General features: G+C 66.6%; 12 protein-coding genes. 9 read left to right on the plus strand and 3 right to left on the minus strand.

The annotated features are described in order from the left end of the window. The first annotated feature begins 112 nt into the window (after positions 1 to 112). The 9 genes from ACO07K_RS13180 to ACO07K_RS13220 all read left to right on the plus strand — a co-directional run bounded on the left by ACO07K_RS13180 (position 113) and on the right by ACO07K_RS13220 (position 10,109). Positions 113 to 1,351: a class I SAM-dependent methyltransferase gene (locus ACO07K_RS13180; protein WP_422036387.1), complete on the plus strand. Its 1,239-nt coding sequence runs from the start codon at positions 113 to 115 to the stop codon at positions 1,349 to 1,351. Between the two features lie 87 nt (positions 1,352 to 1,438). Then, entirely contained in the window at positions 1,439 to 2,965 is a 1,527-nt protein-coding gene (locus tag ACO07K_RS13185) for a replicative DNA helicase (RefSeq protein ID WP_298315984.1), read from the plus strand. A 9-nt stretch (positions 2,966 to 2,974) separates the two neighbouring features. Further along, entirely contained in the window at positions 2,975 to 4,144 is a 1,170-nt protein-coding gene (alr, locus tag ACO07K_RS13190; protein WP_422036388.1) for an alanine racemase, read from the plus strand. Beyond that, the gene (locus ACO07K_RS13195; RefSeq protein WP_422036389.1) at positions 4,141 to 4,920 is read left to right on the plus strand and encodes an MlaE family ABC transporter permease; all 780 of its coding nucleotides are present in this window, start codon (positions 4,141 to 4,143) and stop codon (positions 4,918 to 4,920) included. Before alr ends, ACO07K_RS13195 begins: the two co-directional genes overlap by 4 nt. A 15-nt stretch (positions 4,921 to 4,935) precedes the next feature. Further along, a complete protein-coding gene (locus tag ACO07K_RS13200) occupies positions 4,936 to 5,709 on the plus strand; it encodes an ABC transporter ATP-binding protein (RefSeq protein WP_422036390.1) in 774 nt (257 codons plus the stop codon). Between the two features lie 2 nt (positions 5,710 to 5,711). Next, entirely contained in the window at positions 5,712 to 7,175 is a 1,464-nt protein-coding gene (radA, locus tag ACO07K_RS13205) for a DNA repair protein RadA (RefSeq protein ID WP_422036391.1), read from the plus strand. A 22-nt stretch (positions 7,176 to 7,197) separates the two neighbouring features. Further along, complete coding sequence (locus ACO07K_RS13210) at positions 7,198 to 7,842, plus strand: CvpA family protein (RefSeq protein ID WP_422036392.1); 645 nt, start codon at positions 7,198 to 7,200, stop codon at positions 7,840 to 7,842. 46 nt (positions 7,843 to 7,888) lie between these two features. Next, positions 7,889 to 9,349, plus strand: a complete 1,461-nt coding sequence (gene purF / locus ACO07K_RS13215; protein WP_422036393.1) for an amidophosphoribosyltransferase — start codon at positions 7,889 to 7,891, stop codon at positions 9,347 to 9,349. Between the two features lie 10 nt (positions 9,350 to 9,359). Beyond that, positions 9,360 to 10,109: an SDR family NAD(P)-dependent oxidoreductase gene (locus ACO07K_RS13220; RefSeq protein WP_422036394.1), complete on the plus strand. Its 750-nt coding sequence runs from the start codon at positions 9,360 to 9,362 to the stop codon at positions 10,107 to 10,109. A gap of 52 nt (positions 10,110 to 10,161) precedes the next feature. On the opposite strand, the gene ACO07K_RS13225 is transcribed toward ACO07K_RS13220, so the two are convergent. The 3 genes from ACO07K_RS13225 to ACO07K_RS13235 are packed head-to-tail and all read right to left on the minus strand — an operon-like array spanning position 10,162 to position 13,779. After that, complete coding sequence (locus ACO07K_RS13225) at positions 10,162 to 12,441, minus strand: xanthine dehydrogenase family protein molybdopterin-binding subunit (protein ID WP_422036395.1); 2,280 nt, start codon at positions 12,439 to 12,441, stop codon at positions 10,162 to 10,164. Next, the gene (locus ACO07K_RS13230; protein ID WP_422036396.1) at positions 12,438 to 12,914 is read right to left on the minus strand and encodes a (2Fe-2S)-binding protein; all 477 of its coding nucleotides are present in this window, start codon (positions 12,912 to 12,914) and stop codon (positions 12,438 to 12,440) included. Before ACO07K_RS13230 ends, ACO07K_RS13225 begins: the two co-directional genes overlap by 4 nt. Positions 12,915 to 12,918: 4 nt before the next feature. Further along, positions 12,919 to 13,779: an FAD binding domain-containing protein gene (locus ACO07K_RS13235; RefSeq protein WP_422036658.1), complete on the minus strand. Its 861-nt coding sequence runs from the start codon at positions 13,777 to 13,779 to the stop codon at positions 12,919 to 12,921. Positions 13,780 to 13,805: the final 26 nt, after the last annotated feature.

Consider the following 13,805-nt stretch of genomic DNA (forward strand, 5'->3'; position numbering starts at 1 on the left):
CAAATGCGATTTATTCCCAGTTGCCCGTAGGTAATTTTGCGCAGCCATCCGTTTGCGTCGAAAATGCGGATGGGACTAGAATTTTGGCAGCGACAACTTGGAGTGATCCATCGTGCTGCTGGCGCAGGTGCTTGCCCGGGTCGTGAACGAAGGCGAATTGACGATCGTCGATGAGACGGGTCGTTCGCATCGGATCAAGGGCGCGAAAGCCGGTCCCGCGGTGACCATGCGTGTTCATGATCACTGGACCGGCCTCCGCCTTGCCTTCCGTCCGCGGCTCGCCCTGGGCGAGGCCTACATGGACGGTCGGCTGACTATCGAGCAGGGCGATCTCTACGATCTCCTCGACCTGCTTGGGCGCAACATCACCGCCGTCGATTCCACCGCGATTATGCGCTGGTCCTATTCGCTCCAGCGCTGGCTGCGCGTGCTGGAACAGTACAATCCCGTCGGCAAGGCCCAGAAGAACGTCGCCCATCACTACGATCTCCGGGGTGAACTCTATGACTTCTTCCTCGATCCCGACCGGCAATATTCCTGCGCCTATTTCAAGACGGGCAAAGAGTCCCTCGAGATCGCGCAGGCCGACAAGAAGCTGCACATCGCGGCCAAGCTGCTGCTCAAACCCGGCCTGAAGGTGCTCGACATCGGCTCGGGCTGGGGCGGCATGGGCCTCTACCTCGCCCGCTCGTTCGACGTCGACGTGACCGGGGTCACCCTCTCCCGCGAGCAACATGGCGTATCGAACCGCCGCGCCGCCGATGCCGGCATCGCCGAGCGGGTCCGTTTCAAGTTGATCGATTACCGCGAGGAGCCGGACCGCTACGACCGTATCGTCTCGGTCGGCATGTTCGAGCATGTCGGCTCGGCCCATTATCTCGAATACTTCCGGAAGGTGAAGGACCTGCTGGCCGATGACGGGGTCATGCTGCTGCACTCGATCGGGCGCATGGAGCCTCCGGGCGGGACCAACACCTGGCTCCGCAAGTACATCTTCCCGGGTGGATACACGCCTGCCCTGTCGGAGGTTCTCGCCGCGATCGAGAAGGCCGGCCTGTGGGTGACCGATATCGAAGTGCTGCGGCTGCATTACGCAGAGACCCTGCGCCACTGGCGGCATCGCTTCCTGGCCAACCGGGAGCGCATCAAGGAGACCGCCGGCTACGACGATCGCTTCTGCCGTATGTGGGAATTCTATCTCGCGGGCTGCGAGGTGGCTTTCCGCTACATGCAGCAGATGGTGTTTCAGATCCAGATCGCCCGGCGACAGGATGCGGTGCCGCTCGTTCGTGACTATATGGTCACTGAAGAACGTCTAAAGAACGTCGCAGGGTCGATCGCCGCAGAATAGGTAAGTATCCTCGCTAAGCTCTGGATAAGCTCGCGCTCTGATTCTTTGCGCTGTGATCCCCCTCCCATCTTGGGCAAAGACAATACGATGGAGCCGCTGAAAGACACCTCGAACGTCACGCGCCTGCCCGGCGCCGAAGATGCTCGCTTGCGCGAGCCGCCGCACAATTTCGAGGCCGAGCAGGCCTTGCTGGGCGCCATCCTGATCAACAACGCCGCCTACCAGCGCGTCGCGGAGTTCCTGCGGCCGGAACATTTCGCCGACCCGCTGCACGGCAAGCTCTTCGATTCGCTGTCGCGCCTGATCGAGCGCGGCCAGGTCGTGAGCGCCGTCACGCTCAAGACCTATGTCGAGCAGGACCCGGCAATGAAGGAGGCCGGCGGGGCGGCCTATCTCGCCAGGCTCGCCGCAGCTTCCGTGCATGTGATCGATGCCGCCGCCTTCGGCCGCGCCGTCCACGATCTCTACCTGCGCCGCCAGCTCATCGACCTCGGCGAGAACGTCGTGAACGGCGCCTTCTCCGGCGACGTCGACGAGACCGCGCTGCAGCAGATCGAGGTCGCCGAAAAGAAGCTCTACGACCTTGCGACGACCGGCCAGACCGAGGGCGGCTTCAAGCCGTTCCGCATGGCCCTGACCGAGGCCGTGACGGCGGCCGAGGCCGCCTATGGGCGCGAAGGCAAGCTAACCGGCGTGGCCACCGGTCTGTTCAATCTCGACCAGCTGCTGGGCGGCCTTCACCGCTCCGACCTGCTGATCCTCGCCGGCCGCCCATCGATGGGAAAGACCGCGCTGGCCACCAACATCGCCTTCAACGCCGCGAAGGCCTACCGGGAGGAGATCGTCGACGGTCACCCCAAGGCCGTGGATGGCGCTGTGGTCGGTTTCTTCTCGCTCGAAATGTCGGCCGAACAGCTCGCCACCCGAATGCTTTCCGAGCAGGCCGAGATCTCCTCGGAGAAGATCCGCCGCGGCGAGGTGCTGAGCCACGAATTCGACAGGGTCCTCAACGTCAGCCACGACCTCGAGCATCTCAACTTCTTCATCGACGACACGCCCGCCCTGTCGATCGCGGCACTGCGCACCCGCGCCCGCCGCCTGAAGCGCACGCACGGTCTCGGCCTGATCATCGTCGACTACCTCCAGCTCCTGAATCCGTCCGGCAAGAGTCGCCAGGAGAACCGCGTGCAGGAGGTTTCGGAGATCACACGAGGCCTGAAGACGCTCGCCAAGGAACTCGACGTGCCGGTGATCGCGCTGTCGCAGCTTTCGCGCGCCGTGGAGCAACGCGAGGACAAGCGGCCTCAGCTTTCCGACCTTCGTGAATCGGGCTCGATCGAACAGGACGCGGACGTCGTGATGTTCGTCTATCGCGAGGAATACTACCTGACCCGGGCCGAGCCCGCGCGACGCGCCGAGGAAAGCGACCAGAAGTTCAACGAGCGTCACGACGACTGGAAGCAGCGCTGCGAGGCGACCTACGGCAAGGCCGAGGTCATCGTGGCCAAGCAGCGACACGGTCCCACAGGCATCGTGCGCCTGTCGTTCGAAGGACAGTTCACGAAGTTCGGCAACCTCGATGGCGTTGCTGACGAGCCCGTGTCCGCGTTCTAAGGTCGCCGCGTGTCAATCCTTGCCGATGATGATCCGGCGCGCCGCGCCGGCGCGATCCTTTCAATCGATCTGGGCGCGATCGCCGCCAACTGGCGGGGATTGCGCGATGCCGGACGCGCCACCGGCCGCCCGGTCGACTGCGCCGCCGTCCTGAAGGCGGATGCCTATGGCATGGGGGCGACCGTGGTCGGTCCCCTGCTGGCGGCCGAGGGCTGCCGGCAGTTCTTCGTGGCCCATATCGAGGAGGGTATCGCGCTGCGCCGGGTGCTGCCGGAACCGCCCATCTACGTGCTGAACGGGCTACTTCCCGGCACCGAGGGGGATTTCGTGGAGCACCGCCTCGTCCCCGTGCTCAATCACCTGGGACAGCTCAACGCCTGGCGGGCCGCCGCCCAGCGCTTCAATCTGGCGCTCGACGCCGTCGTGCATCTCGACACCGGCATGCACCGCCTGGGATTCGGTGCAGAGGACGCGCAGGTCCTGATCAACGAGCGCGGCCGACTGCGCGGCCTGCGCCTCGCACTGATCATGAGCCACCTGGTTTCTTCGGAAGAACCGTCCAATCCGATCAACGGCGAGCAGCTCTCACGCTTTCGCACCTTCGTCCGGGCGATGCCGGGGGCACCGACGTCGCTCGCCAATTCATCGGGCATCTTCCTGGGACCGGACTATCATTTCGATCTGCTTCGTCCCGGCGCGGCGCTCTACGGCATCAACCCCCTGCCCGGCCAGCCCAACCCGATGCTGGAAGTCGTGAGCCTGCAGGTCCGGATCCTCCAAACGCGCCAGATCGATGCCTTCCAGACCGTGGGATATGGCGGTGCCTGGCGCTCGGCCCGGCCCAGCCGGATCGCCACGATTGCGCTGGGGTATGCGGACGGGTATTTCCGCAACCTCGGAAATCGCACTTTCGTGCATCTCGCCGGACACACCGTGCCCGTGATCGGCCGCATCTCGATGGACCTCGTGACCATAGACGTGACCGACGTGCCCGAAGCCGACTGCCAGCCCGGTGCCACCATCGAAATACTCGGGTCGCACCTCACGCCGGAGATTCTCGCGGACCATGCGCGGACGAACGCCTATGAGGTCATGACCGCGCTGGGCCGGCGCTATCATCGCGCCTATGTCGACCGCTTCGCCGAGGCGCCGGCCGACGAAACGGGAGAACCGGCGTGACGATTCCCCTGTTCACGGTCCTGGGCCGCATGACGCTCGCCTTCCTCGAGGCGATCGGCAGCGTCACCGCCTTTGCCTTCAAGGCGATCAGGCAGGGTCTGCAACCGCCCTACTACCGCCGGCAGATCCTCCGGCAGATCATGGAGATCGGCTACTACTCGCTGCCCGTGGTCGGGCTGACGGCGATCTTCACGGGCATGGTGCTGGCGCTGCAGAGCTATACCGGCTTCGCGCGCTTCTCCGCCGAAAGCGCCATCCCCAACGTCGTCGTGGTCTCGCTGACCCGTGAACTGGGGCCCGTCCTTGCGGCCCTGATGGTCGCCGGCCGCGTCGGCGCCGCGATGGCGGCCGAGATCGGTACCATGCGCGTCACCGAGCAGATCGACGCGCTCACGACGCTCTCCACCGATCCGTTCAAATATCTCGTCGCCCCCCGCCTCATCGCGGGCGTCCTCACCCTGCCGGTCCTGGTGCTGGTCGCCGATATCATCGGCGTGCTCGGCGGCTTCCTGATCGGCGTCTACAAGCTCGACTTCAACGATGCCGCCTACCTGCGCAATACCCTCGACTTCCTGCAGTTCCAGGACGTCTTCTCGGGGTTGGTCAAGGCGGCGGTGTTCGGCTTCCTGATCACGCTGATGGGTTGCTATCACGGCTATCGGTCGCGCGGCGGCGCCCAGGGCGTCGGCAAGGCGACCACCAGCGCGGTGGTCTCCGCCTCGATGCTGATCCTGACCTTCAATTACTTCATCACCGAAGCCTTCTTCGCGCGTTGATCGGCTCCCCTCCGCATGGCCTCCCCCAAGATCTCGTTACGCGGCGTCACCAAGGCCTTCGGGCCCAAGAAGGTGCTGCAGGGAATCGAACTGGACGTGGCGCCGGGCGAATCGATGGTCGTGATCGGCGGATCGGGCACGGGCAAATCGGTGCTGCTGAAATGCATCCTCGGCCTGCTGAAACCGGACCAGGGCTCGATCAAGGTCGATGGCGAGGAGACGAGCGGCCTGTCCGATCGCGACCGCGCACGAGTCATGCGCAAGTTCGGCATGCTGTTCCAGGGCGGCGCCCTGTTCGATTCCCTGCGCGTCTGGGAGAACGTCGCCTTCGGACCGATCCAGAGCGACGGCATGGCCCCCGATCAGGCCCGTGAAGTTGCCGTCGCCAAGTTGGGCGCCGTCGGCCTCGGGCCGGAAATCGGCGACCTCTTCCCCTCGGAATTGTCGGGCGGCATGCAGAAGCGCGTGGCGCTCGCCCGCGCCATCGCGCGCGAACCCGAGATCATCTTCTTCGACGAGCCGACCACCGGCCTCGATCCGATCATGGCCGACGTGATCAACGATCTGATCGTCAAATCCGTCAGCAGTCTGGGCGCCACGGCGATCTCGATCACCCATGACATGGCGAGCGCCCGCAAGATCGGCCACCGCATCGGCATGTTGCACGAGGGCAAGCTGATCTGGCAGGGCCCCGTTGCGGACATCGACCACTCCGGGAACGCCTATGTGGACCAGTTCATCCACGGCCGGGCGGAGGGTCCGATCCGGATGCAGGTCCGGAAGCTCTGACAATGGCACGGCCGCTCAAGCGCTACGCCTGCCAGTCCTGCGGCGCGGTCACGTCCAAGTGGAGCGGGCGCTGTGAATCCTGCGGCGAGTGGAACACCATCGTCGAGGAGGCCGCTCCCGCGCCGGGCCCGGCCGGCGGCGCGATGGCCCGCCGCGGAAAAGGACGCCTGCTCGAGTTCACGGGCCTGACCGGCTCGACGCCGCAGCCGCCGCGCCTCAAGAGCGGCATCAACGAATTCGATCGCGTGTGCGGCGGCGGCCTGGTCGTGGGCTCCGCGCTGCTGATCGGCGGCGACCCGGGCATCGGCAAGTCGACCCTGTTGCTGCAGATGGCGGCGGCACTCGCCAGACAGCACACCGCCTGCGCCTATATTTCCGGTGAGGAGGCGGTCGACCAGGTCCGCCTGCGGGCCGAACGGCTGGGCCTGGCCGACGCGCCCGTCCAGTTGGTCGCCGCGACCTCGGTGCGTGACATCGTGGCCTCGCTGGAGCAGCCGGACGCGCCGAAAGTGGCGGTGATCGATTCGATCCAGACGATGTGGCTCGACACCGTGGATTCGACGCCCGGCACCGTCACCCAGGTGCGTGCCTCGGCGCAGGCCCTCGTCGAGCTCGCCAAGCGGCGCGGCATCGCCGTGCTGCTGGTCGGCCACGTCACCAAGGACGGCGCCATAGCGGGTCCCCGGGTGCTGGAACACATGGTCGACACGGTCCTCTACTTCGAGGGCGAGCGCGGCCATCAGTTCCGCATCCTGCGCACGGTCAAGAACCGCTTCGGCCCGACCGACGAGATCGGCGTCTTCGAGATGTCCGACCGCGGGCTTTCCGACGTCGCCAATCCCTCGGCCCTGTTCCTTGCGGACCGCCGGGGCCACGTCTCGGGAACCTGCGTCTTTGCCGGTATCGAGGGCACCCGTCCGCTGCTGGTCGAGATCCAGGCGCTGGTCAGCCCGTCCTCCCTCGCCACGCCGCGGCGCGCCGTGGTTGGCTGGGATTCGAACAGGCTAGCCATGGTCCTGGCCGTGCTGGAGGCCCGCTGCGGCGTCACGGTCGGCGCCAACGACGTCTACCTGAACGTCGCGGGCGGCCTCAGGATCGGCGAACCGGCGGCCGACCTTGCCGTGGCCGCAGCCGTCATCTCCTCCCTGGCCGACGAGCAGGTGCCGGGCGACATGGTGGTGTTCGGCGAGATCGGGCTGGGCGGCGAAGTCCGGCCGGTGGGCCAGCGCGAGGCCCGTTTGCGGGAAGCGGCGAAACTCGGGTTCCGGAGTGCACTGGTCCCGCAGGTTCGTAGCGGCTCGGGACCCGCTCCGCGCGCCCCGGATGGCATCGCCATTGACGAAATTGAGCATCTATCGGACCTTGTGGCGCGTTTCCAACCGGCTGATCGGCCTCTAAAAGGTGGCCGGCGCGAGGGAGCCCCCGCAGGTCCGGGGGACCGCCGGCGCGACCGGGATCAACACTGACGGGACGGAGCGAACGGGGTCTATGGAGCAGCTGGGAATTACCGTTTTCGACGTGGCCGTGATCGTCATCGCCGTGTTCGGAGCGCTCATTGGGATGTCCACTGGCTTCGCCCACGCCATCCTGTTCATCGCCTCGTGGATCGGCGCCGGCTGGGTCGCCTGGCGCTTCTCGAACGTCGTCGAGCCGGAGGTCCTGAAGCTCGTCGGCAGCGCAGAACTGTCTTATTTCATCTCCCTTCTCGTCGTCTTCGTGGGAGCGTTGATCGTGCTGATCATGCTCACCAGCGTGGTATCCAGGTCGATCCGGACCGGCCCGCTCGGACGGCCCGACAGGATCCTCGGCGCCGGATTCGGCGTGCTGTGCGCGTGGGTCGCGATGGGAACGGCCTTCCTGTTCTACGGCTATCTGGGTCCCCGCCAGCTGCCGCCCGCGGTCGAAGGCTCCGCGAGCTTTCCGATGATCCGTGAGATGGCGACCTTCGTGGAGCCGCAACTGCCGACCGGATTCCGCAACCGCCTGCAACGACCGGGCATGGAAAGCGGCGTCATTCCCGCGCCGTCGACGGCCGCGCCGCGCGCCGCGCCTCCGACCGTCACCCCGTCGGATGCCACTCCCGCCGCCCCCGCGGCACCGGCCGCACCCGGGGAAACCAAACCGCCGCAGTGAGCTATACTTGATAGCGTCGCGGCGACACCCCAGCTATAACCCCGCCGTGCATACTCCCCTGAAACGCTCCGAAGACGACCTCGACAAGTTTCACGAGGAATGTGCGCTGTTCGGCATCTACGGGACGTCGGATGCCGCCGCGCACACCGCGCTTGGCCTCCATGCCCTCCAGCATCGCGGGCAGGAAGCTTCCGGGATCGTAACCTACGATGGCCGGCTCTTTCACAATCATCGCGCCGCCGGCCTGGTCGGAGACATCTTCGGCACCCAGGCCGTCATGGAGAAGCTGGTCGGCTACTCGGCGATCGGCCACAATCGCTACGCCACCACGGGCGGCTCTTCGGACCGCAACATCCAGCCGATCTTCGCCGATTTCGACTTCGGCGGCCTCGCCCTGGCGCATAACGGCAATCTCACCAACGCCTACCTCCTGCGCAAGGAGCTGGTCCGCATCGGCTGCCTGTTCCAGTCGACGACCGACACCGAGGTGATCAACCACCTGATCGCCCGGTCCAACTATTCGACCGTCGTCGACCGGTTGATCGACGCGCTGGGTCGCGTCAAGGGCGCCTACTCCCTCCTGCTGCTCACCAACGAGGCGCTGCTGGGCGTCCGGGACCCGATGGGCGTGCGGCCTCTCGTGATCGGCCGCCTCGACGATGCCTGGATCCTGACCTCGGAGAGCTGCGCCCTCGACATCATCGGCGCCCGCTTCGTGCGCGACGTCGAGCCGGGCGAGATCGTCATCGTCGACGGCAATGGCCTCAGGTCGATCAAGCCCTTCGTCAAGCAGAAGCGCCGCTTCTGCGTGTTCGAGCATATCTATTTCGCGCGGCCCGATTCGAGGGTCGAGGGCATCGGCGTCTACGATGCGCGCAAGCGCATCGGCAGGGAGCTGGCCAAGGAAAGCCCGATCCCGGCCGACGTGGTCGTCCCGGTGCCGGATTCCGGCGTGCCCGCCGCGATCGGCTATGCCGCGGAGTCGGGCCTGCCGTTCGAACTCGGCATCATCCGCAACCACTATGTCGGCCGTACCTTCATCGAGCCGGCGGACCATATCCGCCATCTCGGCGTGCGCCTGAAGCACAACGCCAACCGCGCCCATATCGAGGGCAAGCGTGTCATCCTGGTCGACGACTCGATCGTGCGCGGCACGACCTCGATGAAGATCGTCGAGATGGTGCGCAACGCCGGCGCCAAGGAAGTGCATATGCGCATCGCGGCGCCACCGACGACCGACCCCTGCTTCTACGGCATCGATACGCCGGACAAGGACAAGCTTCTGGCTTCGCGCTACGACGTCGCCGGCATGGCGAAGTTCATCGGAGTCGATTCGCTGGCCTTCGTCTCGATCGACGGTCTCTATCGCGCGATGGGCCTGCCGGGACGTGACCCGGCCGATCCGGCCTTCTGCGATGCCTGCTTCACCGGCGACTATCCGATCGCGCTCGACGACGTGACCGGCGTCGAGGATCGTCAGCTCTCCCTCCTCGTCGAATCGGCCTGAGGTCGGAGCCATGACCGAAGCCGCCACCGGCCGCCTCGCCGGGCGTGTTGCGCTGATCACCGGCGCCTCGCGCGGCCTGGGTGCCGCGGCCGCCCTCGCCTACGCCGCCGAGGGTGCCCATTGTGTCCTGGTCGCCCGAACCGTCGGCGGCCTCGAGGAGGTCGACGACCGAATCAAGGCGATCGGCGGGTCCGCCACTCTCGTACCACTGGACGTCACCGACGGGCCCGGGATCGACCGGCTGGGCCAAGCGCTGTTCGATCGCTTCGGCCGCCTCGACGTGCTGCTCGGCAACGCCGCCATCCTGGGCACGCTCTCGCCGATCGGCCATTTCGAGCCCAAGGTGTTCGAGCAGGTGATGGCGGTGAACGTGACCGCCAACTGGCGCCTGATCCGCTCGATGGACCCGCTGCTGCGCCGCTCCGACGCCGGCCGCGCCATCTTCGTGACCTCGGGAGCCTCGCGCCGCATCATCCCTTATTGGGGCGCCTATGCCACGAGCAAGGCCGCGCTCGACATGATGGTGGGCATCTACGCCGCCGAGGTCGCGCATACGCAGGTGAAGGTCAATCTCTTCAACCCCGGTCCGATGCGCACCTTCATGCGCCGCGAAGCCTTCCCGGGCGAGGACGAGGCCCAGCAGATCCCGCCCCAGGCGCATGGCGAATCGCTGATCCGGCTCGCGATGCCGGCCTGCACGATGAACGGCGAATGGGTCGCGGGAGACGCGGCCCTCGAGCAGCGCCCCAGCGTCAGCTGAGGCGCCGCCATCTTCGTGAAAGGGTGACGGCGCGAGGCCGTCACCAGATCCGCTATTCCGCCGCCATGTCCATCGTCGCCAGGATCTTCGGCGGCGACATCGGCAGGCTGTAGAAGCGGCGGCCGAGCGCGTCATAGACCGCGTTGGAGACCGCCGCGAGCGGCGGCACCAGCGGGACTTCACCGACACCGCGAACGCCCTGCGGATGCTTCGGATTCGGGATTTCCAGGATCACCGAATCGAGCATCGGCAAGTCGGAGCTCACCGGCATGCGGTAGTCCAGGAAGCTCGGATTATCGAGCTTGCCGTCCTTGTTGTAGATGTACTCCTCGCTCAGCGCCCAGCCGATTCCCTGGGCGGCGCCGCCCTGGATCTGACCCTCGACATAGCTGGGATGGATGGCGCGGCCGACATCCTGGACAGCCGTGTAGCGCAGCACGCGCACGATGCCGAGGTCGGGGTCGACCTCGACGTCGCAGACGTGGGTGGCGAAGCCGCCTTCGGCACCCGTCGTGTTGAGCTGCTGGCCGGCCCCGATGGGTCCGCCGGTGGCGCTGGCCTGTGCCGCGATCTGTCCGAGGCTGAGCGGCTCGAACTTGCCGGCGTTGTCGCCGGCCGGCCGGGCCTCGCCGTTTTCCCAGACGACCGCGTCGGGATCGATCTTCCAGATCTTGGCGGCGCGCTCGCGCAGCTGGGTAATCACCCGCTCCGTCGACTGCGTCACGACCATGGCCGAGGCGTAGGTCACGCGGCTGCCGCCGGTCAGGTTGCTGAAGCCAATGACGCTGGTATCGCCGATCAGCACCGAGACCTTCTTGTAGTCGATGCCCAGCAGTTCGGCGGTGATGTTGGCCGTCGCGGCGCGCGAGCCGCCGATGTCGGGATGGCCGGTGATGACCACCACCGTGCCATCCTCGTTGATGTTGACCTGGGCGCTCGACTCGCCGCCCGCGTTGAACCAGAAGCCCGAGGCCACGCCGCGGCCGTACAGCATGCCCTTCCCGGCCTTGGGCAGCGGCGTCGTGTAGTGCGCGTGCTTCCGCGCTTCCTCGATCGTCTCGACGAAGCCAATGCGCGGATAGACCGGACCATGGGCGGCCTTGGTCCCCTGCTTGGCGGCATTCTTCAGACGGAAATCCAGCGGATCCATCTTCAGCGCCTCGGCCACCTCGTCCATGACGCACTCCACGGCATAGGCGCCGATCGGCGCGCCGGGCGCGCGATAGGCCGCGACCTTCGAGCGGTTGGACACGACGTCGTAGCCGAACGAATGCACGTTCGGGATGTCGTAGGGCGCGAAGGCGCAGCCCGCCGCGCCGCGGATGGGCGACCCCGGCAACGCGCCGGCCTGCAGGCAGAAGGTGCCTTGTGCCGCCACCAGCTTGCCGTCCTTGGTCGCGCCCAGCTTGACCGTGCTGTACGAGCCCGAGGTCGGGCCCGAGGCATGGAACACCTCGGCGCGGCTCATGGTCATCTTCACCGGACGGCCGGACTTCTTCGCTAGAATCAGCGCCAGCGGCTCGAGATAGATGATCGTCTTGCCGCCGAAGCCGCCGCCGATCTCGGCGGGAATGGCGCGGATGTCGTTCTGCGGCAGACCGGTCAGGTAGGCGCACATCGCGCGGACCATGAACTGGCCCTGGCTGGAGCTCCAGATCGTGGCCTTGCCGTCGGAGACGCTCACCAGACAGGCATGCGGCTCGATATAGCCCTGGTGCACCGGCTGGGTGCGGAAGCTGCGCTCGATGACGATGTCGGCCTTGGCAAAGCCCTCGCCGATATCGCCCAGTCTGTGCTCCAGCGTGCCGGCGATGTTGGAGGGCTTGTCCTTGAACGTGATGAAGTCGTGCAGGATCGGCGCCTCGGGCTTCATCGCCTCCTCGACGTCGATCACGAAGGGCAGCACCTCGTACTCGACCTCGATCAGCTTGCAGGCCTCCGCGGCGATCTTCTCCGTGGTCGCGGCGACCGCCGCGACCGGATGGCCGGCGAACAGCGCCTTCTCGCGCGCCATGACGTTGCGGCACATCCAGCGCATGTCCTGGATACCCAGCATCACCGACTTCTCGATCGGGAAGTTCACGATGTCCTTGGCCGTCATCACCGCCTTCACGCCGGGATGGGCTTCCGCCTTGCTGGTGTCGATCGACTTGATGCGGGCGTGCGGATGCGGGCTGCGCAGCACCTTGCCCCAGATCATGCCCGGCATGGTCGTGTCGGCGGCATAGGCCGCACGACCGGTCACCTTGTCGGCACCGTCGGGACGGACCGTGCGCTTGCCGATCCACTTGTTGTCGTTGGCGGTGTCTGTGGTGTTTCCGTTCGTGCTCATCGTGCGGCCCTCATGTCGGCGGCGGTGTCCATCACGGCGCGGATGATCTTGTCGTAGCCGGTGCAGCGGCACAGGTTGCCGGCCAGCCAGAAGCGGACTTCGTGCTCTGTCGGATCCGGGTTCTTCTCGAGCAGGGCCTTGGCGGCCATCAGGACGCCCGGCGTGCAGATGCCGCACTGGAGGGCGGCCGACTCGAGGAACTTCTGCTGCAGCGGGTGCAGCTCCTCGCCGGCCATGCCTTCGATGGTGCCGATCTTCTGCCCCTCGGCTTCGGCGGCCAGCATCAGGCAGGAGCAGACGATGCGTCCGTTCAGGGTGACCGTGCAGGCGCCGCAGTCGCCGGTGCCGCATCCTTCCTTGGCGCCGGTCAGGCCGAGCGGCCCGCGCAGCACGTCGAGCATGCTCTGATCCGCATCGCAGAGGAATTCCTGCGGCTCGCCGTTGATCGTGGTCGAGACGTGAAGCTTTGCCATGGTCCTACTTTCCTCCCGCGCGTTCGGCGGCAATCAGGGTGGTGCGCTTCAGCAGGACGCCGGCGACCTTGGTGCGATAGGCGATGGTGCCGCGCTTGTCGTCGATCGGGCGGCAGGCCGCGCTGCAGGCGGCCGCAGCCTTCGCCAGCGCCGCCTCGTCCAGCTTCGATCCGATCAGCGCCTTTGCCGCTTCTTCGACCAGGAGGACCGTCGGCGCGACGGCGCCGAGGCCGACGCGCGCCGCGGTGCAGGTGCCCCCTTCCATCGTGAGGCTGACACCACAACCGACCACGGCGATGTCCATCTCGGTGCGCGGGATCATGCGGAGATAGGCATCGCTCGAGCCCTTGCCGCGCGGCGGCAGGGTGAAGGAAACGACGATCTCGCCGGGTTCGAGGTTGAGCCGGCCCGGTCCCTTGGGCACCTTCTCGACCGGCATCTCACGACGCCCGTTCGGGCCCTGGAGGGTAACGATCGCGCCGGCTGCGACCATGGCGGGCACGCTGTCGCCCGCCGGCGAGCCGTTGCATAGGTTGCCGCCCGGCGTGGCCCGCCCCTGGACCTGGGTGGAGCCGATCAGGTTGGTGGCCTCGACGACGCCCGGCCAGACCTTGCTCAGCTTCGCATGCTCGCGCAGCACGGCGCCCGACACCGCCGCGCCGATGCGGAAGCCGCCCTCCTTCGTCTCCTCGATCGAGGTCAGCTCGCCAATCTTCTTGATGTCGACGATCGTGCCCGGCGCGACGACGCCGTTGCGCATCTGCACCAGGAGGTCGGTGCCGCCGGCCAGGATACGGCCGGCGCCGGCGGCCGCGGCAAACGCCCGAACCGCTTCATCGAGCGTTCTCGGCGCTACGTACTGGATATCCATGCTTCTGCCCTTTCATCCCG

The sequence above is a fragment of the Reyranella sp. genome (assembly GCF_965228225.1).
In the GTDB taxonomy this organism is placed as follows: domain Bacteria; phylum Pseudomonadota; class Alphaproteobacteria; order Reyranellales; family Reyranellaceae; genus Reyranella.

What these genes read in the sequence shown, in the direction of transcription:
- ACO07K_RS13185 (WP_298315984.1), top strand. Translation starts at nt 1,439, where the DNA reads ATGGAGCCGCTGAAAGACACCTCGAACGTCACGCGCCTGCCCGGCGCC.
- ACO07K_RS13200 (WP_422036390.1), top strand. Translation starts at nt 4,936, where the DNA reads ATGGCCTCCCCCAAGATCTCGTTACGCGGCGTCACCAAGGCCTTCGGG.
- radA (WP_422036391.1), top strand. Translation starts at nt 5,712, where the DNA reads ATGGCACGGCCGCTCAAGCGCTACGCCTGCCAGTCCTGCGGCGCGGTC.
- ACO07K_RS13210 (WP_422036392.1), top strand. Translation starts at nt 7,198, where the DNA reads ATGGAGCAGCTGGGAATTACCGTTTTCGACGTGGCCGTGATCGTCATC.
- ACO07K_RS13220 (WP_422036394.1), top strand. Translation starts at nt 9,360, where the DNA reads ATGACCGAAGCCGCCACCGGCCGCCTCGCCGGGCGTGTTGCGCTGATC.
- ACO07K_RS13225 (WP_422036395.1), bottom strand. Translation starts at nt 12,441, where the DNA reads ATGAGCACGAACGGAAACACCACAGACACCGCCAACGACAACAAGTGG.
- ACO07K_RS13230 (WP_422036396.1), bottom strand. Translation starts at nt 12,914, where the DNA reads ATGGCAAAGCTTCACGTCTCGACCACGATCAACGGCGAGCCGCAGGAA.